Below are 23347 nucleotides of genomic sequence, written 5' to 3'. Positions count from 1 at the left end.
ACACCAAGGGCGCAACAACAGAGATATAGAGTAGTTGAAACATAAGCGGGAATAAAAAAAGCGCATCAAACGATGCGCTTGTACCAAATATCATAAATTTTGATAGCGAATACAAAGCGGGATTCAAACTCAGCATTCTAGATACAAATAAGATCGGGGGGCTACCTCATGCTTGTCGAGCAAGCTGTGCAGCGGCTGATTTCTGGTGTAACCACAAGCCAGAGGCTTTCATCAAGTATCCAAACACACCGCCTAATAACAGAGATGGCACGACCAGCTGCCAATTGCCATCTGCTGCAAACGTTGCACAAGAACCGATGAAAGTACCGGGTATATAGGCCAACCAAGTTTGTTTCGCTTGAATGCACATCGCAAACGCCACCACGGCTGTAATGACATAACCTAGGATTTCTAGGCCAGCATACGTGGAGCCATATATGATGACCATCGCCCAAAAAACGCCAGACATATTTGTCAGCAAGCTTTCCGCTAGCCCTTTCAACCCAGAATTAGGTGAAGCGAAGTAGCTGGTACAACCGAGAAAGCCCGCCCATGATAAAAGGCCCAGTGAGATGGCAATCCATCCCCACAATCCAGACAAAATACCGGTAGTTAATGATATAGCGACTAATGTACTCATTGTTTGCAACCCAAACTTGTTGGAGCGGCCTGTGCCTACTCACATATCAATCAGGCAATGAATACTAGGCGAAATTTCGCCACATAAACATGAGAATGATCACGTATGGAGTTGCAATAATTTAACTGTTGCACGTAAAACATGACGCAACCGTTAAATCAACAGATTTAGAAAATAACCTAATTTCGCTTTTCGCTTATAAAACCGACGGTTTTCCTTTCATCATTCGCAATCCTTCACGCTTAATGCATTCCACTAGCGGGTTTTCCGCCATATCTGCGCGCCATATAAAAGAGAGCGTTCGCTCCATATGGAGGTCCGGAACATTCAGTGCGACCAACCTTCCTGCCTCAATATGACGTTCTACGTCGAGATAAGGCAAGCAAGTCAGATAGGAGCCGTTTTCCACCAAGCTTCTGAGTACCGGGACGTGCTCGTATTCGCGCCACACATCAAGATCTTCAACCAAATGGTGAATCGAGCTATCAAAAATCTTGCGCGTACCTGAGCCATGTTCTCGTAATACCCATCGAGCTTGTTCTAGCTGCGCCAAACTCACGGTTTCACGTTTGGCAAAAGGGTGATTCGCGGAGGCAACGACGGTTAAATGGTCACGGCACCAAACTTCTTGATGCAGACGGTTGTCATCACAGCGCCCTTCTATAATCCCTAAGTCATAACGGTAATCCAGTACGCCTTCGATAACCCCATTGGTACTCTTCACCCCAAGAGAGATACGCATCTCAGGAAAGTCATTATCAATTATGCTGATGAGGTCTGGCACAAGGTGTTCTGCAGGCGTTTGACTCGCCCCTAGACGAATCTCTCCGCTCAATAAATGTTGCTCGTAGAAACCCATTTCTATTTGTTGAGCATCTTGGAGCAATCGCTTCGCTTTTGGCCTTAACCACATGCCCCAATGGGTCAAAGCCATTTGTTTTCCTTGTCGCTCAAACAAAGGCCGGCCCAACATCTTCTCTAATTGTGCAAGAGACATACTGGTTGCCGATTGAGTTAAAGCGAGTTTGTCAGCCGCTTGGCTCACACTTCCTGTATCAGCGACCGCATCAAAAACGGCCAACTGTTTTAACGAATAACGCAAGTTTTGTTCCCCTAATTACTACAGCAATACATCAAATTGATGAGCAATGGGTTTCATTTTACGCCTCTCTTTGGGCATATCAAATAATTTGATGAGAAAACTAAAAATTATCAATTTTACCTGTAGCTGTTCAAACGCTTAATCTGATTGTGCGGTTCGGGAACACCGCACTCACTAACAACGTCAGGGCTTTCAACATAACCAAGAACAATATTAAGGAGTATCAATGAACTCAGATAAAAGGAGTCAACATGTCAGTGGCTACCTCTGAAAACACACAATACTTTTCACCCAAAGAAATGATGGCAGAAGCCGAGAAATTTGCCCTCAGCAAAGCCAATAAAACCAGCGCCATGACGTTAGGTTTGGCGATTATGGCTGGCGCTTTTATCGGTCTCGCATTTCTTTTCTACATCACGGTGACAACAGGCAGTGCCAACGCGGGATGGGGTCTTAGCCGCTTCGCTGGCGGTTTGGCTTTCAGTATGGGCTTAATCCTGATCGTGATCTGCGGGGGGGAACTGTTTACCAGTTCAGTATTGTCGAGTATTTCGTGGGCAAACAAACAAATCAGCTTTACGAAAATGCTGTCAATCTGGGGCAAGGTTTATATCGGTAACTTTATCGGTGCAATGTTTCTTTTGCTTCTGGTAACAGGTGCAGGTTTATACCAAATGGACGGTGGTCAATGGGGTTTGAATGCGTTGAATATTGCTCAGCACAAACTTCACCACACCACGATTCAAGCATTCTCTTTAGGGGTGCTATGTAACCTGCTGGTTTGTCTCGCTATTTGGTTAACGTTCAGTTCTGCCAACGCGATGACTAAAGCCGTAATGACCATGTTGCCGGTCGCCATGTTTGTCAGCAGCGGTTTTGAGCACTGTGTCGCCAACATGTTTATGGTGCCACTAGGTATCGTGATTGCCAACTTTGCACCAGACGCGTTTTGGGCACAAGTCGGAGCCAATGCAAGCCAATATGCGGACCTCAATGTAGGTCACTTTATTACTGCCAACCTTATTCCCGTGACTTTGGGCAATATCGTCGGCGGCGCTGTGTTAGTCGGCTTAGCGAACTGGTGTATCTACCGTCGCCCAGAACTAAAAGCAGCAAAAATCAGCACAATTACACAAACAACACACATTACGTCAGTTAAGGAATTTACTATGAAAAACGCAGCAGTAGTTAGAGACATCATGGATGCACAACCAGTGGTACTAGGCGTAGAAATGCCAATCGCAACCGCACTTGATACTCTTTTAGACAATCATATTATCAGTGCACCTGTGGTTGATATTGAAGGTCGTCTCGTCGGCTTCCTCTCTGCGCACGATGTCATGGTTGATCTTTGGTGCCAAGATTACCTACCAAGCACAGGCCAAAAAGTTGTGGATTTGATGAGCCGTGACGTGGTCGCGATTGATGTCAATGATCGTTTGGTCGATGTGGTTGAATTCCTTTGCATCGACAAAGAGCAGTTATACCCAACCTCTAGCATGGGCATCGCTACTCGTATGACATCACTGTCACTTGAAGAACGTGCGAAAAGCATGAAAGTGAACAAGCCTCATGTTCTGCCTGTTCTAGAAAATGGCAAGTTTGCCGGTGTTGTGTCTCGTCAAGAAGTGCTGAACGCGTTGCGTCCAATTTATGGTGAGCGTTTGAATCTCGTAGAAACGCGTCAGTTAGAAACGGCGTAACGAAAACAGTAAACAACATGGCTTAAATAAGCAGAAAGCCTCCATTGGAGGCTTTCTTATTGAGCTTTCTTATTTCATTCGCAACGTAATCTCATGCGAAGAAATTACTTCTTAATGCCTTCTACGTGCAATTCCATATCAACGTAGCTTGAAGTCCCCATCACTGGGATATTGAAATCAGCAAGCTCTAGGCGAGTCGTACCGATAAAGCCCGCACGTTGACCACCCCAAGGGTCTTGACCAGCGCCAACAAACTCAGCAGCAATAGTAATAGGCTTTGTTACACCGTGCAGCGTCAAATCACCCATCACATCCAGTTTACCATCACCTTTATCCATCACTTTGGTGCTAGTAAACGTGGCAGTATTGAATTTGCCTGCATCAATAAAATCGCCGCTACGAATGTGCTTATCACGCTCTGCATGGTTAGAGTCTAAGCTACGGGTATCAACGACTACGTTTACTTTCGACGCAGCGATGTTGTTTTGATCGTAAGAAAAGTCACCAGAGAAGGTATTAAAACGACCTTTAATAAAGCTATAACCCAGATGGCTCACTTTAAAGTTAATAGACGCGTGTGCCCCTTTGGTATCAATAACGTAATCAGCAGCGTTTGCAGCAAACGGCACTGCCATCATCAACGCTAAACCTGTCGCAATAACTGACTTTCTCATGTTCGAGCTCCTATCATTTTTCTTAATGTATTGTCCTTGTCGACAAAGTGATGTTTTAAAGCGGCAAGTGCATGGAGTGCAGCAAGGCCGATTAATGCCCAAGCAACATAAAAGTGAATCGCTCCTGCTATATCAGACTGATTAGCAAACAACTCACCGGCTGCTGGGACGGTAAACCATTTAAAAACTTCTATTCCACGTCCATCAGACGTCGAAATTAAATAACCAGAGATAAACAGCACCATCAGCAATAAATAGATCGTATGGTGTGCTGCTTTTGCGGCTGCTACTTCGGCTTTTTTACCTTCGATGGTCGGTGATGGCTTCACCAATTTCCATACCAAACGAAACAGTGTCAAAGCGAGTAGTAAAACACCGACAGACTTATGCCAATTCGGCGCAACGCGATACCACTCGCTGTAATATGACAAATCAACCATCCACAAACCGACGGCAAACATACCAACGATAACCGCAGCCGATACCCAATGAATCAGCCGAGCAATGGCGTTGTACTGCGTCACATGATTTTCCATCGTGTTATCCAACCTTATAGACAAGAGAGAATGAGAATAGGTAGCAGTACGCAATATAACCTTTCCCCTACAAACTGAGTGAGATTATTTACCAAGTTTTACAAACGGGCTACCTGTGGCGGTGGAACAACTTGTTCGAAAAAATTGAAGGAACTTTTCATTATTTGTTCGTTATTGACCCATCTCCCCTTTTAGCGCCTTGTCTCAAATCAATTCAGTTATTGAAACAATGAGTCAGCGATGAGTAAGGTAAAAATATGATGTTTTGATCAAGAACTTGTAAGTGAATGTTAGTTGCCTGTTTTTAAACATGCTAACCTCAAAAACGTGATGACTGTTTCGATTTCTATAAGGACATATCTTGCTACTCGACCTTGTGATTAAAAGCGTCAACAACTTTCAGGACGATTGTTTAAAACTGTGTGAAAAGCACTATCCCGCCGTACATAACCAAGGTATGAGTGAGCACCACTTAGGGTTGGCTTTTGCGCGTCGTATGCAGAACACGTTTAAACAATTTGCTCATGAAAGCGTGATTGAGCCGCTGGAAAAAGTGGATGTGGGCGAATTGCCACACCAATACCGGGTAACGTCAGAAATTGGTACGGTTTGGGTGCTGTCTCACCATATGGTCAGTGCCGGAAAAACATGCCGAGACAATTTGTTGGCCGATGTCACTGAGTGGCAAAGTGAGTACGGGTTTGCAATACAACCCAATGATTTATTGTTTCTTATCGGTGATCACTGGATCAGCCGTAGTAAAACAAGCCGTGAACTTCTTTATTGGTGGATGGGTGAGCTACCAGACCAAATCAATGAGTACAGTGAACAAGGGATCTCGCTCTACACCAGTGATTCACAGTTGACTCAATCATTGGAAACTCGTTTCAACATCTCGCCCTGTTACCTGAAATTTGGCCACCCGCTAAGGCGTTCAGGGAACAAACAGATGGTGCGTAAATATGTTCAATTCTACGCAGTACTCCAGTGGTAAATCGATCTGACTACGCAAATTAACCCCAAGTTTTAACGCTTATGCAACACAAAATTTGAGCTGCTTCGACAATTATAAGTTTGGCATGCAACTTTGCTTGATAAGCAAAACGGGCGCGGGTTAGATATTAACTTTAGAAGTATTAATTAGGGTCAGTTGACCTTATAGGTTCATTGAACCAAAGTATGTGGCTGTGCACCCATTAGAAAGTTAGACAAAGATTTGACTCAGCACAGAACACTGTTTTTCGCATGGTAGGAACAAGGAGCTGTTCTACCACTAATTCGAGCCGTAAGATGAACACGTTAACTGCAGAGAAGCTGAACGAGTATATATTTTCTGAGCAGGGTGGACAGTTTGTTTCACGCTATAAGGAAATGACACTTCGAAGTGTTTTTCAGCCAATTTACAAAAAAGACCTGACTGTTGTGGGCCTTGAAGCACTGGTCCGAATCCAGTGTGATGACGGAAGTATTATCCGTCCCGACCATTTTTTTCATTCCGATGAGATCTCACCAATCGATAAGCTCAACGTTGAACGTTTGAGCCGCATCATGCACATACGCAATTTTGCTCAATCCAGTTATCGAGATAAGAAACTCTTTCTCAATGTATTGCCACATGCGGTTGAAAGACTGGCGTTAGAAGAGCTGAGCTACCATTTTTTGCTAAAAACCATTCGAGAAGTCGATCTGTGCCCAGAGCAAATTGTCATGGAACTGATTGAAATCAAAGTGAACTGTGAGCAAGAACTTCAATGCGCGACTCGTTCTTTGAGTAAAAACGGTTTTTGGTGGGCCATTGACGACTTTGGCATTGCGGCCTCCACTCAGGAGCGCACGCGCAATATCCTGCCCAACATCATTAAACTTGATCGCTCTTTGCTTCAGCGCTATGAAGAAGGCGATACCAACTTACTGTTGTGCGCATTGGCTTTTGCCCGAGAAATGGAATCGCTAACCGTGATTGAAGGGATTGAAACCGAGCAGCAGCTTAGCCTGATGAAATTGTTGAATCTGGATATGTACCAAGGTTACTTTTTGGCGATGCCGCAATCTCTTGAAGAAGAACCCGCGTTTTCTTTGGCCTCCTTTGGCTAGGGTTAGTAATAAAATAGGTCGGAATGGTGTGCCCGTTCCGACCTAACTTTTTGTGCTCTAACTTTTGTGCGTTAACTTAAGCGATAAGTCCGAACAGCAATCAGCGCTTTTTACCACGGCCTTGGTGAATTTTTAACTTTTGCTTAAGCTTACGTTTTTCTGCTGAACGACTAGTGCGCTTGCTAGGTGTATCTTCAACGTAGTTCTCTTTTTCACTGGGCTCAAATCCCGCTAACCATTCTTGAGGTAAACGGGTATCCAGCAGATTTTCAATCGCTTGCAGCAAGTATTCTTCATCTCGTGACATAAAAGATACTGCGAGCCCCGTTTGCCCTGCTCTCCCCGTTCGGCCAATTCGGTGCACGTAATCTTCTGCCTTGTAAGGCATATCGAAGTTTACGACTTGCTCTAGCTGAGCAATATCCAAACCGCGTGCGGCAACATCGGTGGCGATCAACGCGCGTACTTTACCCGATTTAAAATCATCCAGAGCTTTCTGACGTGCACCTTGCGATTTATCGCCATTGATGGAAGCGGCCTTGATGCCATCCAGCTTTAATTCACTCACCAAAGCATCGCTGCCTTGCTTAGTTTTGGTAAATACCAGTACTTGCTGCCAATTACGAGAGCCAATGAGATACGCCAACAACTCGCTTTTGCGTTTTTTGTCGACCGGATACACCATCTGCTTAACGGTGTCGGCGGTGCTGTTGGCAGCGGCAACTTGAACTTCGACGGGCTCTTTCATTAAACGATAAGCCAATGCTTTGACACGTGTTTCAAACGTAGCGGAAAACAGCAGCGTTTGACGCTCTTCAGGCATTCTTTTCATAATGCGCTGAATGTCGGGCAAAAAGCCCATATCCAACATGCGATCGGCTTCGTCTAACACCAGCATTTGCAACTGGTTCAATGAGGTTTTCTTGGTAAAAAGATGATCCAATAGACGTCCAGGCGTCGCAATGAGGATATCAACACCTTTTGCCAATTGTTCTTGTTGAACACGGATACTGGTTCCACCGTATACGGTAACGATAGCCAACTCAGTGTGTTGCGCATACTGTTTCAAATTGTCGAACACTTGCTGCGCCAGCTCTCGGGTTGGCGCTAAGATCAGTGCTCTAGGATGTTTGGGTGCCGTTTCTTCTCGCGACTGTCGTGACAACATTTGGATCAGTGGCAAGCCATAAGCGGCGGTTTTTCCTGTCCCTGTTTGAGCGGCAGCCAGCACATCTCTACCTTGCAAAAGATGTGGAATCGCTTGCTGTTGAATTGGTGTTGGTGTGTTAAATCCTAGCTGAGAAAGATGATCGCTTAACGAAGAATCAAGTCCAAGCTCAATGAAAGTATTTGTCATTACGGCCCCCAAAAAATGAGCGCGGATTGTAGCAGAGCCAGATAAATATCTCTATCTACAAGCCAAACTCTTTCTGTTGGTTGCAGCTAAATTGCAATGTGTCGGCATAAAGCGTTTCGAAGGCGCTAGAAAAATGCTCATATTCGTCTTGCAATGTGGCGTGACATTCAGACAGTGGCGACAATCTGGGTCGACGCTGTGACATTCTGTGCAGCGCAAACTCGATATTGTCCATCTCACGATATGACTGCAACCACTTGCCTTGCCACATGCGTTGATTCAACAGTAAAAAAGAGGGTGGCAGATCTTTGGTGCCGTGTTTGGCCACTTCTCGTTGCGCGTAATGCACAAACGAATCTAAAGAGATATCGCTGTATCGGTGCCAATGCATCGCAAGGCAATGATCCCAAAACATGTCTAAAGCGATTAACGCAAAACGTCGCTGCTGTTTTGGGAAACGTTTTTTGCACGCTCGTACGATACCGTGTGTATCAACAAACTTATCGATGGCGCGATGCAAACGAATCCCTTGCACGATTTCCTGTGAATATTGTTTGTTTGGGTCACCCTTGGCGAAGTCGCCCAGTAAGTTGCCTAACATGTCACTGTTGGCAACGTCCGCTAAATGTAGGTGGGCAAGGTAGTTCATTATTGTTTGTCAGGGGGGAATCAACAGACATCGCTGTCTGCGTCATTCTCTTCATTTGGGTATTGCGACAAATCGATTCCAATTTCCATCGCGTCCAGCCACTCTAGTGTCTCATCATTTTTTAGTTCAAATTCTGACATGACCACTCCTTAGTATGTGTGGGGAAATAGTGTGTAACAGGTTGCATCACGCAAACCTTCTTTATACATCCTGTTATATGTGGTTATACCGCAGCGATCACAATATTAAAATGTTACATATCATTAATTGCATACAACCTTGAGCTTCCTCTCATAAAATCTTTCGGTATCACTATAACTTTAGCGACGAATTGATCTCAATATGGAGCAGATATGAGAGAAGTTGAATTTAGGACCATCGACCGCTTGTTTATCAAAATGTCGATCAATGACAAAATCTGGGTCATCGTCACCCTGTTTATCCTCGCCCTATCCTGTGTTTCAGGTGCCCGTTATGTTAACCAACTCGAGCAGATAGAGGTGCAGGCTAAAATCGCCGCGCAAAATCGCTTACAAGGGATCGTCAGCCATCCTAACAGTGACGCCATTTTGGCCATCAGTGGCGTATCTAAAGCCGCAAGTGCAACTGATGCAAAATACAAAGATGGCATGACTACCGTGTCATTAAAAGGAGCCGATGGTCAGTTTTATCAGCTTACTGCGAATACGAAACAATCTGATGAGAAGGCAAGATCCTCTGCCCTCACTACCTTTTTGCTAAGCTATTTGTGGCTCGCTCCTTTCGGTTTGTTTTGTTATTGGGTCGCAACTTTCCTTGGTGGCGCGCTGTGGGTCCTCTACACCACGACACAGAAGATTGGTGAGGGCGATTTAACCTCTCGTCTCGGCTTCCATCCTGGTCGTGATGAATTTGGTACCATTGGCTGTGCGCTAGACAAAGCCATGGACACTCTGACCGATCTAGTAAAAAGTGTAAAAGAGAATGCAAACACGATGGGTGAAACCAGTGCTTCGTTTGAAAAAGAGATGAAGCTCAGCGAAACGCAAATCCAAAATCAGTATTCCTCATTAGACTCAGTGGCGACCGCTATGGAGCAAATGACCGCTTCAGCCAAAGAAGTCTCTTCGATTTCTCAGCAAGCGACGCATCAAACGGAGCGCGATACCCAACATATTGAAGGCAGTCATAAACGCGTTGTATCCGCGATTGCAGAGATTGATAAGCTTTCTAGCTACATTGAGCGAGCATCGACATCAGTATCCACGTTGAATGACAACACGACACAAATCAATGATGTGATCACCACCATCAATGCCATCTCTGAACAAACAAACCTGCTGGCACTTAACGCAGCGATTGAAGCGGCGCGAGCGGGTGAACAAGGGCGAGGTTTCGCCGTAGTTGCAGACGAAGTTCGAACCTTAGCCAGCCGAACTCAGGCGGCCACCGTTGAAATTCAAGCCATGATAGAGAAGCTGCAAACAGAGAGTCAAAACATCGCTTCGATTACCGCTCAAACGGTCAGTCAAGCGAAAACCAGTAGTGATTTGATTGCAGAAATTGGTACGGACGTTAAATCGATTGCCGACTCAGCGAAAGTGCTGATGGACATGAGTATTCAAATTTCCACCTCTGCAGAAGAGCAAAGTGCGGTCGCTAACGACATTGCCTCAGAGCTCAGCGATATTCGCAGCCAATCAAATACGATACGCACCGTCGCACAGCAGTCGTCATCGGGAGTAGCGAATCTCACCAAGGCCACCATCTCACTGTCACAAATCCTTAAACAATATCGAACACAATGACAAAAGCTCCTTCGGGAGCTTTTTTATATCCTTGAGTTGTTTTATTCGTTTTGGAGCATGTTTGTTTACGCCGTACTTCTTATTGGTAATAAGCATTCAATTTCATTTTCGGCTCAAGAAACAAATTGCAATGAAAATATCTAACTTCTCATACAATACTGGGATATCACTCTCAAGAACTTGTTTATTAGAGTGAAAAAATGCCCTGTTATTAAACATTTCGCTATTCTAATAGGGCCTATTTTGCTGCTGGTGATTAAAAAATGAATACTTATAAATATATCGACGTAACCGAAAATACCGTATGCCCACTTTGTCAACACGATGAGTACTTCATCTCTGGAGATGGGGAAAAGTTCACATGTGCATCATGTGGTTTCCATACAAAGAACTTCAGCGCCATTCGTTGTCTCCAAATGGCACCTATTTATCAAAATCGACCTGCTTACGTGCATTCCATCAGTAACAGTTGTCATTAATTTGAATCTTGACGAATAATCTCTATCAGTTCTTCCAAATGCCCGATCTGTCTGACTCGGGCATCTGTTATTTGGTTAATGTCATAACCGTTAAATAACTGAAACGTTCTCATGCCTGCATTGATACCGGCTTCCACCCCTTTCGGCGTATCGTCGACATAGATACACTCATCCGCTGCAAACCCCATATGGAACGCACTGTACATCAAAAGATCAGGATCTGGTTTCCACGCATTCGCTTCAAATGCCGAATACATTTTCCCTTCAAACCGTTCTAACAATCCCGTCAGCCTTAAAGAGAGCGCGATCTTGTCTTTCGGGCCATTCGACGCAACACAATATTCAATCTTTTCTCGTTCGAGAAAATCGAGCAAGCTTTCAGCCCCAGGCATCACCTGCAATTTCTCGTTAAACAAGCGGTTTAACTCATTGCGATAAGCAGGCTCTAGTAAATCTAACGATATTTCGAGCTCAGCCAATGCCATCGCATCGGAAAGCACATCAGCCAGTTTCCCACCGCGAAACTGAGCAAGGCATTGTTCTAAGGAAATATGAGAGCCAAATTGTTCAAAGACATTCACGAGAGCATGGCAGCACAGCTTTTCACTGTCGACCAAGGTTCCGTCGCAGTCGAAAATGACGCATTTTATTTTTGTTTTTATCATTCGCATTCCCCAGTTTATAGAAATCAGCGTGAACGAAGGGCGTTCACTTAAATTCCCTTTACTATATGAAGCAAAGTGCTCAGAAAACCGGAGTTCTCCGACAAAAATCATAATCTATGTCGGAGAATGATCATAAATGCGCAGAGTGTAGCGAATTTAGCTCGCCTGCTTGAATTCGTTGAGATTATCTGGATAACAGTTTCGAATCTCGACAAAATGGTCGATGTTGTTGAGTAGCAATTCCGTTAAGTACGGATCAAACTGCTTACCTTTCTGCTGTTCAAAGAAGTCGATCACACGATGAATGTCCCAAGCCGCTTTATAACAACGCTCACTGAGTAACGCGTCAAACACATCAGCAATGGCAGTAACCCTTGAGAAAACATGAATTTCATCTGCTCTAAGCTGATATGGATAGCCGTGGCCATCCCAGTGCTCATGATGCTGTAACGCGACCAATGCGGCTAATTTCATGATCTTAGCTTTGTTGTTATTAAGGAGGCGATAACCTACTTCACAATGGGTCTGAATCACTTCTCGCTCTTCTAGGCTAAGTTTACCGGGCTTGTCCAGTATGGCTTCGGGAATGGCGATTTTACCAACATCGTGCATCGGGCTAATGATTTCTAGCATCTCCAACTCACGGTGGCTCAATCCGCATAAACGCCCTAACCCAACGGATAATTGCGCGACACGTTTAACATGGTTACCCGTTTCTCCAGAACGTGTTTCAATGGCTTCACCTAGCACATGGATCATCTCTTTTTGCACTGCTAATGTCCTTCTCTGCAGAGCAACAATTTTGCGATTTTTCAAGTTGATCAGTTTTTTCTGCTGAATCGTCATGTACTGCATGGCGATCACCATAGACAACGACAAAATAATCACACCCGCAACCAGCAATACCTGTCGATGTTTCACCAAATAAGAGACGGGTTCATTCAATAACGTGGCGTTAGACGGTAACTTATCTAAATCGATGTCGTACTTGTCTAGTGCGTTAAAATCAAAGACAAGTGAGGATGGTCTTTCATCCATCATCGCCTCTGGCAAGGTGTAGCCCATTTGCTCAGCCAGCATCAACATGCCCTGATAACCAAATTTCTCTGAACAATTAACGTAGCCACCGACAATGCCTGGCTGCCCAAGATAGAGGTCCCATAGAACAAAAACCGGTGCTCGGCTACTGTCGCCTATTGTGTTCGAGATTTTTTTGTAGGAATGAAATACGCCAGAACTCAGCTCCGTGTTGTAGTGCGTGAGTAACACCGCATCGTCCGGATCAATCTGAGCTAAAAATTGGCTGGCCTCGTCGAGCGATTTATCTGAGATGTCGACAAGTTCAATGTTTGCATGCTGACGCATCGAATGATTAAGGTCGGCGCGAATCAGATCGGAGGTAATACTTTTGTCCGCAAGATAATAAAGTTTTTGAATATTGGGACGAAGGGCTTCAATCAGAGCGAGGTTTTCATCTAAAAGGTCTTTTTCATAAATGACTTGGAAGTTGTGCTTACTCGATTGACTTTGCCACTGTGTATCATTGATCGCAACGGCAACGACTGGGTACTGTGTGAGCTGCTGTGAAAAGTACGTCTGTGCAAAGCGCAATGCGTTATCATCGGTGACCAACACACCATCCCAGTGATAACCTCGATATTTCGCGGTCATATACTCAGCGGTCTTTTGTAAGTAGTCCGCAGAAGAGATTCGTTTGGTGTCAAGATATTCAACGGATAAACGGACATCACCGTCAATACTGTCAATGGCTTTCTCAATGCCTCTCTGCATCTCTTGAGTCCATTGATAAGAAGCATCGTAGGAATGGAGAATGAGCACTTGGCGCGTTTGCCATTGTGTCGAAGCGAATGCGGAATTCATCAACAGCACAACAACGGACATCAAAATAAGCCTAAGCGTTCTCATATGCATCCCAAGTAATAAATGGTGGGGATATGATAGTGGCTGATTAGGAACTTATTACGACATTGATCAAATTTCGATGAGAATTTTCTCTACCGCTGACATTTCTTTGGTGACTTTTTCAAGCAAACAGCTCAAATAACCCGCAACTCGTTCTTTATCGAAAGCTTGTTTGTACACGATATCGGAAACCAAAAGTTCTGACTCCAAACGCGTCACCATCGCTGCGCCTACTGGCTCACCGTGAGAGAAACTCACATAAAGATCGTGTTCGGGCGACAGAATGATTTGCGTTAGAAATTCAACAATTAACGATTGTTCACTTTCGTCAGACCAACGCTTACTTTGCAGCAGTGCAAACATAATGGTCAGACGGTGAAAATCGACCAAGTAGTGTTCCATCTCCTCACATTCTGTCACCGTGATAGAAAATGGCTCGGTAATGCGCTGCTCGGCAGAAGCGCGGTAGAGTTGCAATCCGTCAATACTTTCTTTGGTGGGAAACTCACAATCAACTTGATCGGATAACCACTTGTTCTTTTTATTCGTTATTGCCGGAGTTTGATTCGACATGATTAATTCCAAATATCACAAATTTTTGGTGTACAGATGGTAGATTTCGGAGGTGCTGAACACCCGGCAAGTAAGCCTAACGAAATCAACAGCACAACACATGTTCTCTTCATACTGATAACCTCTTCGTTTTCCTACTTTCTTGCAAGGCTCATACCATACCATGCGGTTAAGATTGGTTCTAATCAATTTATGATTCAAACGTTTGCATGATGCAAGTTTGACCGAACTAGTTAGAGACAGTTGAGGGTCAAAACTGGTAAGGTAAGCTCATTCAGTTGACAAGGTCAAAAAGGATAAGACGATGAAATTAAAACTACTTACCGCTGTTTTCGCGACAACAGCCCTTCTTTCAGGGTGTGGTGGCAACGAGGTCGGTGACGTAGGCTTGGGGTGGTTTACCCTAAAGGACATTAAAATCACCTCGCTACAAGATGAAGTGGTCACCGGCGTAACGTGTCACATCGCTTCAATTGAGGCAAACTTAAGCCTATCCGATCCTAGTGACAGCTCTATCTCTTGCCGCCAGACCGGCAGTATTACACCGGAAATGATCGCCAAGATTGACAAAAGCTCGTCGGGCGAAGTGGTGTTCAAGCAGTCAAAAAGTATCTTTTTTAAAACAATGAAGGTTCGTCGTATTTACGATCAAAAGAACCAGACCCTACTCTACCTTTCGTACACAACCAAAGAAACCGAAGGTAGCTTCAAACATAGCTTATCAACGGTCCCGCTTTGGGGGACTGACGCCTACGTTGATCCGAGCAAAACAGAAGCACTAACTCAATAATATCTGCACAAAAACCACTTGGCCGAACAAAAAATGTTCGGCCAATTTTTCGCGTAACAAAAAGAGCCTTGTTTCAAAAAATTTGTGATATGATGCGCCTCTTTTTTCTCAATCTATCACTAGTATGAAGTTTCCTGGTCAGCGAAAATCTAAACACTATTTCCCTACAAACACTCGAGATCCACTCGTTACTGAACTTAAAGTGGCACCTAAGCTCTACCGCCCAACCATCGTTGGTGTTGGTCAGACAATCGTAGATATCGAAGCGCGTGTAGATGACGCATTTTTGGCGAAATATGAGTTGAGTAAAGGACACTCGCTAGTTCTTGAAGAAAGCAAAGCTGACGCTCTCTACGAAGAGTTAGTCGAACGTGGCCTAATTACTCACCAATACCCTGGTGATACCATTGGCAACACCCTTCACAACTACTCAGTCTTAGCAGACAGTAAGTCTGTTCTACTGGGCGTCATGTCGAAAAATATTCAAGTTGGTTCGTACGCCTATCGCTATCTGTGTCGTACATCTTCTCGCATGAACCTCAATCACCTACAAACGGTGGATGGCCCTATTGGTCGTTGCTACACCCTTATCTCAGAAGATGGTGAGCGCACCTTTGCGATCAACGAAGGCCACATGAACAAGCTTGCTCCAGAGAGCATTCCAGAAGAAGTGTTTGAAAAAGCTGCTGCGCTAGTGGTTTCGTCGTACCTAATGCGAGGTAAGCCTGAAGATCCAATGCCGCAAGCGGTACAACGTGCCATTGAATACGCGAAAAAGCATTCCGTGCCCGTCGTACTGACTCTCGGAACGAAATACGTGATCGAAGGCAACCCTGAGTGGTGGCAAGAGTACATCCGTGAAAACATCACGGTTGTTGCGATGAATGAAGAAGAAGGCCAAGCCCTGACCGGTGAATCTGATCCACTAAAAGCGGCCGACAAAGCACTCGACTGGGTTGATCTTGTCCTTTGCACTGCGGGTCCAGACGGCCTTTACATGGCAGGTTACACCGATAACGATGCAAAACGCGAAACAACGCACGACCTTTACCAAGGTGCGATTGAAGGCTTCAACATGTACGAATTTAGTCGTGCAATGCGTCGTGCTGAGTGCAAAGATCCAATTCGTGTCTACTCCCACATTGGCCCTTACTTAGGTGGCCCGGCCGAGATCAAAAATACCAATGGTGCTGGCGATGGTGCACTCTCTGCCCTTCTTCACGATATGGCGTCCAACGCGTTCCATCTGAAGAATGTCCCGAACTCAGAGAAACACCAGCATATGTGCCTGACCTATTCGTCATTGTCACAAATTTGTAAGTACGCAAACCGAGTCAGTTATGAAGTACTGACCCAGCATTCACCTCGCCTATCACGTGCTTTACCAGAACGTGAAGACAGTTTAGAAGAAGCTTATTGGGATCGATAGATTCCGTACTTAATGCTCTTAAGGCTGCTATTATGCAGCCTTTTCTTTTTGATCTAAGCCAATTTTTCTCAAATTAAACTAAGCTGTAGCACAACTAAGCTTATATAATACTTTACTCAATTATGCATTTAAGTATCATGCCACCGCAAACGTTTGCGTGATTGTTAGATAAGGGTTTTGCATGCTTTCAGATATCGATATTTGTCGTACGACACCTCTTAAACCAATTGAACAGATTGCCGCAAAAGCAGGACTGCTGGCAGATGAGTTTGAAACTCACGGTTTATATAAAGCGAAAGTGTCTGCCCGATGTGTAAAACGCCTTGCTGAGCAACAAGATGGCAAACTTGTTTTGGTCACGGCAATCACACCAACCCCACTTGGAGAAGGCAAAACCGTCACCACTATCGGTCTAGCGCAAGGGTTACAAAGCCTCAATCAATCGGTGATGGCGTGTATCCGTCAACCTTCTATGGGGCCTGTTTTTGGTGTAAAAGGGGGCGCTGCGGGTGGTGGCTATTCACAGGTCGCCCCGATGGATGAACTTAATTTGCATCTTACTGGCGACATTCACGCCGTTACTGCGGCGCACAATCTCGCCGCAGCTGCCATTGATGCCCGCATCTATCACGAACAGCGCGCTGGTTATCAAGCCTTTGAAGCTCGCACCGGGCTTCCTGCATTAAGAATTGACCCAGATCGCGTGGTTTGGAAACGCGTAATGGACCACAACGATCGCGCACTGCGTAAAGTTCGCGTTGGAATCAATGACGAAGGCAAGACCATCAACGGATTTGAACGTGAAGAAGGCTTTGATATTTCAGCCGCATCTGAACTGATGGCAATTTTGGCGTTGTCGAAAAACCTTCAAGATATGCGTGAACGTATTGGTAAAGTGGTTCTCGCTTACAATCTGGATAGCGAACCTGTCAGTGCAGAACAGTTACAAGTGGCAGGTGCGATGACAGTAACGCTGAAAGAAGCGATCAAACCGACGCTGATGCAAACGCTTGAAGGTGTGCCTACCCTTATTCATGCGGGTCCATTTGCTAACATTGCACACGGGAACTCATCCATCATCGCTGATGAGATTGCCTTAAAACTGTCGAGTTACGTTGTCACCGAGGCCGGTTTTGGCTCAGATATGGGGCTTGAAAAAGCATGCAACATCAAATCTTCAACTTCGCACAAAGCCCCCGATTGCGTGGTGATTGTTGCGACTTTGCGCGGTTTGAAAGCAAACTCAGGGCTGTATGACCTAAAACCTGGTATGCCATTACCAGACGCCTTATTTCAACCGGATCGCGCTGCGCTGGAATCCGGCTTTAGTAACCTAAAATGGCATATTGATAACGCGCAAAAATACGGTTTACCAGTGGTCGTTGCTATCAATCAGTTTCCACAAGACAGCGCAGAGGAGCTTGGGCAACTCAAGCTTTGGATCCAGCAACTGCCACTCAATGTTCGTGTCGCGATCAGCGAGGGCTTTGCCAAAGGTGGTAAAGGCATGGAGGCGGTAGCTCGTGAAGTGATTGAAGCATGTGATGCGCCAGCAAACTTTCGCCCACTGTATCGAGCAGAGCAAACGCTCGAGGAGAAAATCATCACCGTTTGTACTAAAGGTTACGGTTGTGGTGAGGTGCAATTTAGCGATACCGCAAAACAGCAGTTAGCTCTTTATCAAACATTAGGATTTGGCGAGTTGGCCGTGTGTATGGCAAAAACCCCCCTTTCTATCTCGTCCGATTCCTCTCTCAAAGGTGCACCAAGTGGATTTACCATCATGGTCCGTGAAGTTAGGCTCTGTGCTGGCGCGGGTTTCGTTTACGCGCTCACTGGTAATGTGATGACTATGCCAGGTCTGCCAGACATCCCCGCTTTTATGGCACTGGATATCGATGAAAATGGCGATATTGTTGGCCTAAGCTAAGCCACGATTTCAATATCACATTATTTATCTCATTGTTGAGGATCCTATTGAGACCCCTTAAGCGCCTTGCAACAAGGCGCTTTTTGTTCGAATCTAACGCATACTAGATTGCAGAAATTCTTTTATTTTTCAGTTTATTACTCCGATAACACTGAGAAATCCCACCCAAAGCCTTGTCTAGCACAGCCCGTGCAAGCCACTCGTTTAGTACTTGTGATTTTCTGCTATTTACAGTGTAAAACCGCTAAGCGCCAAGATCTTAGACGCCGACCTTTTTTATCATTGCGACGCACTAACACGGTGCATGCCCCAAGCTCACTGCTTACTTTTTGTGCACAACAATGGATTATTTAATGAAAACGTCATGATTTCTCAATAAAAAGGTTTTGGCTCAATTCTTGTACTAATCTCTATGATATTGCACACATTCAGGGAGAATACGCATGCAGGACATTTTGACAGTGATACTGGCCGGAGGCATGGGATCACGACTCAGTCCATTAACGGATGACAGAGCAAAACCCGCGGTACCATTTGGTGGAAAATACCGCATTATCGATTTCACGCTTACCAACTGCTTGCACTCCGGCCTGCGTAAAATTCTCGTCCTCACCCAGTACAAATCGCATTCGTTGCAAAAACACCTTCGTGATGGTTGGTCCATTTTCAATCCTGAACTGGGCGAATACATCACCTCCGTACCACCACAAATGCGCAAAGGTGGCAAATGGTACGAAGGCACAGCCGATGCCATCTATCACAACTTGTGGTTGCTCGAACGCAGTGAAGCCAAGTACGTCATGGTGTTATCCGGTGACCACATCTACCGAATGGACTACGCACCGATGCTGGAGGAACACATCGCCAATAATGCGGCGCTGACGGTCGCTTGCATGGATGTAAATTGTAAAGAAGCCAAAGCCTTTGGTGTCATGGGTATTGATGAGCGCCATCGCGTTCATTCGTTTGTCGAGAAACCGCAGAATCCGCCCCATTTACCCAATGATCCCGAGCGAAGCTTGGTCTCGATGGGGATTTACATATTCAGTATGGAGGTGTTGCAGCAAGCACTGATAGAAGACGCCGACGATGACGCGTCATCCCATGATTTTGGTAAAGATATCATTCCTAAACTCATCGATACTGGGTCTGTGTTTGCCTACAAGTTCTGTGGTAGTAAAGGGCGGGTAGATAAAGATTGCTATTGGCGCGACGTGGGCACCATTGATTCCTTTTATCAGGCAAACATGGACCTTTTAGAGCCGATTCCTCCGATGAACCTCTACCAAAAAGACTGGGGGATCCGTACCTATGAACCCCAATATCCACCAGCAAGAACCGTTTCTTCAGGCAGCGGTAATGAAGGAATTTTCATTAACTCGATCATTGCCAATGGTGTCATCAACTCGGGAGGATCAGTGCAGCACTCCATCGTTTCTTCCAATGTACGCATAAACGACAGTGCAACGGTGGTCGACAGCATCATTTTTGACGATGTTGAAATTGGTGAAGGATGCCAGTTGGTCAACTGCATCATCGACAAACATGTCAAAGTCCCGCCCTACACTCAAATTGGCTTGAACCGCTTAGAAGACGCACAACGTTTCAAAATTTCAGAGAATGGCATTGTTGTTGTACCTGAAAGCTATCAGTTCTAAATTCACTAAGCTTCTGTTTAACAATAAAAAACACCCCAGAATCAATCTGGGGTGTTTGTTTGTAGTGCAATGAATTATGGACAGGTTACTTCATCCCAAAACCAGTTGGTTTGTGTTGGAGACTCCCAAACCCCTGGGCTGTTTTTCGCAACAAAACACTTACCGTTAAAGGTCACTGTTTCGCCATTATTCACTTGCGTTACACCTGGTTCCCATTGGATAACCGTACCGCTACCTGTATTGCCACCAGTGTCACCACCTCCGGTGTTACCGCCGCCAGTATCACCACCACCCGTATTGCCACCGTTGCCTGCAGACAAATCAGCAACTGGCAGATCAGGTTGTTCAAACTTGAACGCGTAGTCCACACCGTTGATGTTCACGCTGTAGTTTGCCGGACCAGAAATTGGTAGGTAGTAAACCATATCCAACTCGTAAGTCCCGCCTGCTGGTAGCTCTTTCCACGCAGGAAGCGAGAACGCCACACGATGCATTACGCCATCCAGACCACCGATGTTGTTCGCACGTGTGTGACCAGAAGCAATCACTTTCAGGCCACCACCAGATTGATCTTTCGCGTTATCTGGCGCCGACACTGGAATGTCGAACTGGAACTCAGTGCCGCCCGGAATTGCTGTACCGGTATTGTTGGTAAAGGTCACTTTCGGGTTGATTGGGTAGTTTTGATCACCCACTTTGAATCCACCGACAGAAACAGCGATGTCCAGTGTCTCTGAAGGAATTGCGCCCGTTGCGACCGTGTTGCCGTATGGGGTTGCTGACTTAAACTTATCGTAGATAGCTTTGGTCATCGAGTTACCCATGTGGAATTCACCGTTGCCCGTGGCACATGCCTGCTCGGTTTCATCGATGGTCGTGCGGTTGCCATTGGCATCAAGCACGTAACAGTTATAGTCACCCGCCAGTTCCCAGAACATGATACCGCCGATCTCTTTATCGATGACGTAGTCGGCTTTCACGCTGACAGACGCTTTGTCTTCCGTTGATAGGAATACCGCTTTTTCCGCGTTCCACAACCAAGGCGCGACAGCTACACTGTCGTAGTTACGAACATAGCTACCAACCAGTTTATCTTGCGGATCGTTGACTGGATCAAGTTTGTACGCTGACGCATAGGAACCAAAGATGCCTTTTTCTAGGTTCTTCGCATGCCACATTGGGTTTGAACCCGCGCCCATTTCGTTACCTTTTGGATCGGTGTCGTGCCACATGTTGTCGATACCCATCGCACCATGGCCACAGTTATTCTTCTCACCTTCACCTGTACCCGGAGCACACTCAGCCTGGTTTGGTAGCGCCGCTCGGCCCCATAGGCCATTGGTACCACCCGTCACACCTTGCCAACCACGAGTATAGTAAGGCACACCGATGTTAATACGGCCTGCTGGCATTGAGCCACGGAAGTAGTGGTATGCCCAGTCTGTATTGAGGTAACCGATGCCACCATATTGTGCCGTGCCGTAAACATTCCACTGCGCTAATTCTGAGTCTTCACCTGTATCGTACAGCGCCGCGTTGTGGCCAACATGATCGTTCCATGCACCGTGTAGGTCGTAAGACATGATGTTGACGTAATCGAGGTACTTAGTCACATCAAACGTTTCCATACCACGCAGTAGGTAGCCCGAAGATGGTGCAGCGATGGTAAGCATGTAGTGAACGCCATCTTGTGCAGACGCTTGGTCAAGCTTTTCACGCAATACGCGCATTAACTCTTGGTATGAAGCCCATAGATAAGCACGACGTGGTTCCATGAAGGCTTTATCATCTGGGTTACCCGCACCCGCCATTGAAGTTGGGTACTCATAATCGATATCCACACCGTCGAACTTGTACTTACGGATCATTTCGACCGCTGAGGTGGCAAATTTCTCAATGCCCGCATGGTTGATGGAACCATCCGCATTGGTTGTCATAGTGTAGAAACCACCGTCTGCGACACGTTTGCCATCCGCACCAAAGTGACCGCCCGTTTCCGCCCAACCACCGATAGAAATCAGCGTCTTAACGCCATATTTTTCTTTGTAAGTGGCTAGCGCACCAAAGTGACCTTTGAAGCCCAGAGTCGGATCGATTTCAACGCCCGGCCACTCTTTTCCTGTTGCAGCGTTAGTCGGATCGTTCACGTCACCAACGTTGACTTTGCCGTCAGAGCCAATGCTGACAAACGCGTAGTTAATGTGCGTTAATTGCTCCCACGGAATATCTTTAACCAGATAAGCCGCTTGTGGGTCATCACCGCTACGCCAGCTGGTAAAGTAACCGATCACACGACGTGGGTGGTCTGCCCCCATCTTCTCACGACCTTCTTCATCGTAAATCGTACAGTAAGGCACATTAACGCCTTCTGTTTGGTACAGGCCGTCAGGGCGACACGATGCCACTGGTGCCACACCGTTGACTTTCAGCGTCTGTGCAGAGGAATCCGTGGTTGCACCAAGGTTATCCGTCGCACGAGCAAAGACCGACAAAGAGCCAGCTTGAGTGGTGGTATAGTCAAGCGTATAAGGAGCGGTTGCTGCCGTACCGACAAGTACGCCACCAACAAAAAAGTCTACTTTTTCAACAGTACCATCGCTGTCTGCTGCATTTGAGGTCAACGTGACCACTGCACCCTGCTCAACCGTGGTTGCAGAAAGTGCAAGATCGACCGTTGGCGCCGTATTGCCAGGCTGAGTGGATTCCACGGTCAACGTCACGTTGCTTGGTTGGCTTACCGCGCCTTTATCGTCATAAGCGACAGAGCTGAAAGTATGAGCGCCTGCGGTTGCAGTCCATGACGCGGAGAATGGTGCCGATGTATCTTGACCAACCACAACGCCATCAACCAAAAACTCAACTTTGGCGACGGTGCCATCTTGATCCGCTGCCGTTGCCGCAAGAACAACGACCTCACCTTCTTTCACAACATCCGTTGCAACAGGTGAGGTCAAAGCGGTGGTGGGAACTTGGTTAACTGGGTCAACTGGGCCATTGTCACAAGCACCGAGTGCTTTCCATTGTGCCCAATCTCCCGAGAATTCTGCTGGGTTATTGTTTTGTGTCCAGTAACGGGCTTCATAAGCGCTACCCTGATACTGAACCTTGTCTCCGCCGTTATAAATGGCGGAAGAGTTCCATTCTTGTAGAGGTGAACAATCAACAGCCGCGTAGCTATTGAATGCCATCAGACATGAAGCAGTCAAAGTACTGAGTGTAAACACATTCTTTGCTGCCTTTCCGTTTTTAAAACGCATACAGGCTCTTCCCTTAAGTTGTTGTTTCAACGTTTAAATCATCATCAAAAGCAATCCCTTGATGACTTATATTTCGCTGTAAAATAACTTAAGTACAGTTT

19 protein-coding genes are annotated in these 23347 nt (G+C 45.9%); 9 read left to right on the top strand and 10 right to left on the bottom strand.

Going from position 1 to position 23347, the window contains the following annotated elements:
• Positions 1-166 precede the first annotated feature (166 nt).
• Together VV1_RS16285 and VV1_RS16280 are read right to left on the bottom strand one after the other, a co-directional pair.
• A complete protein-coding gene (locus tag VV1_RS16285; RefSeq protein ID WP_011081209.1) occupies positions 167-640 on the bottom strand; it encodes a DUF1097 domain-containing protein in 474 nt (157 codons plus the stop codon).
• 196 nt (positions 641-836) lie between these two features.
• Complete coding sequence (locus tag VV1_RS16280) at positions 837-1742, bottom strand: LysR substrate-binding domain-containing protein (RefSeq protein WP_011081208.1); 906 nt, start codon at positions 1740-1742, stop codon at positions 837-839.
• Between the two features lie 251 nt (positions 1743-1993).
• Here VV1_RS16280 and focA point away from each other — a divergent pair, with 251 nt between their 5' ends.
• Positions 1994-3445, top strand: a complete 1452-nt coding sequence (gene focA / locus VV1_RS16275) for a formate transporter FocA (protein WP_011081207.1) — start codon at positions 1994-1996, stop codon at positions 3443-3445.
• Positions 3446-3549: 104 nt separating this feature from the next.
• Here the strand turns inward: focA and VV1_RS16270 are convergent, their stop codons facing one another.
• Positions 3550-4119 (bottom strand): YceI family protein, encoded by a 570-nt coding sequence (locus VV1_RS16270; protein WP_011081206.1) that lies wholly within the window; start codon positions 4117-4119, stop codon positions 3550-3552.
• Complete coding sequence (locus VV1_RS16265) at positions 4116-4655, bottom strand: cytochrome b (RefSeq protein ID WP_011081205.1); 540 nt, start codon at positions 4653-4655, stop codon at positions 4116-4118. Before VV1_RS16265 ends, VV1_RS16270 begins: the two co-directional genes overlap by 4 nt.
• Before the next feature lie 361 nt (positions 4656-5016).
• Between VV1_RS16265 and VV1_RS16260 the strand changes: the two genes are divergently transcribed.
• Both VV1_RS16260 and VV1_RS16255 read left to right on the top strand, forming a co-directional pair.
• A complete protein-coding gene (locus tag VV1_RS16260) occupies positions 5017-5649 on the top strand; it encodes a hypothetical protein (protein ID WP_011081204.1) in 633 nt (210 codons plus the stop codon).
• Between the two features lie 296 nt (positions 5650-5945).
• Entirely contained in the window at positions 5946-6749 is an 804-nt protein-coding gene (locus VV1_RS16255) for an EAL domain-containing protein (RefSeq protein ID WP_011081203.1), read from the top strand.
• 100 nt (positions 6750-6849) lie between these two features.
• Here VV1_RS16255 and VV1_RS16250 read toward each other — a convergent pair whose 3' ends face one another.
• Both VV1_RS16250 and VV1_RS16245 read right to left on the bottom strand, forming a co-directional pair.
• Positions 6850-8106, bottom strand: a complete 1257-nt coding sequence (locus VV1_RS16250) for a DEAD/DEAH box helicase (RefSeq protein WP_011081202.1) — start codon at positions 8104-8106, stop codon at positions 6850-6852.
• 55 nt (positions 8107-8161) lie between these two features.
• The gene (locus tag VV1_RS16245; RefSeq protein WP_011081201.1) at positions 8162-8755 is read right to left on the bottom strand and encodes an acyl carrier protein phosphodiesterase; all 594 of its coding nucleotides are present in this window, start codon (positions 8753-8755) and stop codon (positions 8162-8164) included.
• 353 nt (positions 8756-9108) lie between these two features.
• Here VV1_RS16245 and VV1_RS16240 point away from each other — a divergent pair, with 353 nt between their 5' ends.
• Together VV1_RS16240 and VV1_RS25285 are read left to right on the top strand one after the other, a co-directional pair.
• Positions 9109-10542: a methyl-accepting chemotaxis protein gene (locus tag VV1_RS16240; protein WP_011081200.1), complete on the top strand. Its 1434-nt coding sequence runs from the start codon at positions 9109-9111 to the stop codon at positions 10540-10542.
• A 263-nt stretch (positions 10543-10805) separates the two neighbouring features.
• Positions 10806-11021: a hypothetical protein gene (locus VV1_RS25285; protein ID WP_072611899.1), complete on the top strand. Its 216-nt coding sequence runs from the start codon at positions 10806-10808 to the stop codon at positions 11019-11021.
• Here the strand turns inward: VV1_RS25285 and VV1_RS16235 are convergent.
• The 3 genes from VV1_RS16235 to VV1_RS16225 form a co-directional block, all read right to left on the bottom strand.
• The gene (locus VV1_RS16235) at positions 11018-11686 is read right to left on the bottom strand and encodes an HAD-IA family hydrolase (RefSeq protein WP_011081199.1); all 669 of its coding nucleotides are present in this window, start codon (positions 11684-11686) and stop codon (positions 11018-11020) included. The two genes, VV1_RS25285 and VV1_RS16235, sit on opposite strands and share 4 nt — an antisense overlap.
• Before the next feature lie 156 nt (positions 11687-11842).
• Complete coding sequence (locus tag VV1_RS16230; RefSeq protein WP_011081198.1) at positions 11843-13618, bottom strand: HD domain-containing phosphohydrolase; 1776 nt, start codon at positions 13616-13618, stop codon at positions 11843-11845.
• Between the two features lie 60 nt (positions 13619-13678).
• A complete protein-coding gene (locus VV1_RS16225) occupies positions 13679-14182 on the bottom strand; it encodes a hypothetical protein (RefSeq protein ID WP_011081197.1) in 504 nt (167 codons plus the stop codon).
• A gap of 304 nt (positions 14183-14486) precedes the next feature.
• Between VV1_RS16225 and VV1_RS16220 the strand changes: the two genes are divergently transcribed.
• From VV1_RS16220 to glgC, 4 genes are all read left to right on the top strand, one after another.
• Positions 14487-14972 (top strand): CreA family protein, encoded by a 486-nt coding sequence (locus VV1_RS16220; RefSeq protein WP_011081196.1) that lies wholly within the window; start codon positions 14487-14489, stop codon positions 14970-14972.
• A 124-nt stretch (positions 14973-15096) separates the two neighbouring features.
• A complete protein-coding gene (locus VV1_RS16215; protein WP_011081195.1) occupies positions 15097-16401 on the top strand; it encodes an inosine/guanosine kinase in 1305 nt (434 codons plus the stop codon).
• 181 nt (positions 16402-16582) lie between these two features.
• Positions 16583-18331, top strand: coding sequence for a formate--tetrahydrofolate ligase (locus tag VV1_RS16210; RefSeq protein WP_011081194.1), 1749 nt, complete (start codon positions 16583-16585; stop codon positions 18329-18331).
• A gap of 443 nt (positions 18332-18774) precedes the next feature.
• Entirely contained in the window at positions 18775-19989 is a 1215-nt protein-coding gene (gene glgC / locus VV1_RS16205; RefSeq protein WP_011081193.1) for a glucose-1-phosphate adenylyltransferase, read from the top strand.
• Between the two features lie 74 nt (positions 19990-20063).
• On the opposite strand, the gene VV1_RS16200 is transcribed toward glgC, so the two are convergent.
• Positions 20064-23246: a chitinase C-terminal domain-containing protein gene (locus tag VV1_RS16200; protein ID WP_011081192.1), complete on the bottom strand. Its 3183-nt coding sequence runs from the start codon at positions 23244-23246 to the stop codon at positions 20064-20066.
• Positions 23247-23347: the final 101 nt, after the last annotated feature.

Source organism: Vibrio vulnificus CMCP6 (assembly GCF_000039765.1).
GTDB classification, from domain to species: domain Bacteria; phylum Pseudomonadota; class Gammaproteobacteria; order Enterobacterales; family Vibrionaceae; genus Vibrio; species Vibrio vulnificus_B.
Note: the sequence above shows the minus strand (reverse complement) of the source record. Positions and strands in the feature narration are given on the sequence as shown.

Coding starts and splice junctions, on each gene's coding strand:
- VV1_RS16285 (WP_011081209.1), bottom strand. CDS start 640: ATGAGTACATTAGTCGCTATATCATTAACTACCGGTATTTTGTCTGGA.
- focA (WP_011081207.1), top strand. CDS start 1,994: ATGTCAGTGGCTACCTCTGAAAACACACAATACTTTTCACCCAAAGAA.
- VV1_RS16270 (WP_011081206.1), bottom strand. CDS start 4,119: ATGAGAAAGTCAGTTATTGCGACAGGTTTAGCGTTGATGATGGCAGTG.
- VV1_RS16265 (WP_011081205.1), bottom strand. CDS start 4,655: ATGGAAAATCATGTGACGCAGTACAACGCCATTGCTCGGCTGATTCAT.
- VV1_RS16255 (WP_011081203.1), top strand. CDS start 5,946: ATGAACACGTTAACTGCAGAGAAGCTGAACGAGTATATATTTTCTGAG.
- VV1_RS16250 (WP_011081202.1), bottom strand. CDS start 8,106: ATGACAAATACTTTCATTGAGCTTGGACTTGATTCTTCGTTAAGCGAT.
- VV1_RS16245 (WP_011081201.1), bottom strand. CDS start 8,755: ATGAACTACCTTGCCCACCTACATTTAGCGGACGTTGCCAACAGTGAC.
- VV1_RS16240 (WP_011081200.1), top strand. CDS start 9,109: ATGAGAGAAGTTGAATTTAGGACCATCGACCGCTTGTTTATCAAAATG.
- VV1_RS25285 (WP_072611899.1), top strand. CDS start 10,806: ATGAATACTTATAAATATATCGACGTAACCGAAAATACCGTATGCCCA.
- VV1_RS16235 (WP_011081199.1), bottom strand. CDS start 11,686: ATGATAAAAACAAAAATAAAATGCGTCATTTTCGACTGCGACGGAACC.
- VV1_RS16230 (WP_011081198.1), bottom strand. CDS start 13,618: ATGCATATGAGAACGCTTAGGCTTATTTTGATGTCCGTTGTTGTGCTG.
- VV1_RS16225 (WP_011081197.1), bottom strand. CDS start 14,182: ATGTCGAATCAAACTCCGGCAATAACGAATAAAAAGAACAAGTGGTTA.
- VV1_RS16220 (WP_011081196.1), top strand. CDS start 14,487: ATGAAATTAAAACTACTTACCGCTGTTTTCGCGACAACAGCCCTTCTT.
- VV1_RS16215 (WP_011081195.1), top strand. CDS start 15,097: ATGAAGTTTCCTGGTCAGCGAAAATCTAAACACTATTTCCCTACAAAC.
- VV1_RS16210 (WP_011081194.1), top strand. CDS start 16,583: ATGCTTTCAGATATCGATATTTGTCGTACGACACCTCTTAAACCAATT.
- glgC (WP_011081193.1), top strand. CDS start 18,775: ATGCAGGACATTTTGACAGTGATACTGGCCGGAGGCATGGGATCACGA.
- VV1_RS16200 (WP_011081192.1), bottom strand. CDS start 23,246: ATGCGTTTTAAAAACGGAAAGGCAGCAAAGAATGTGTTTACACTCAGT.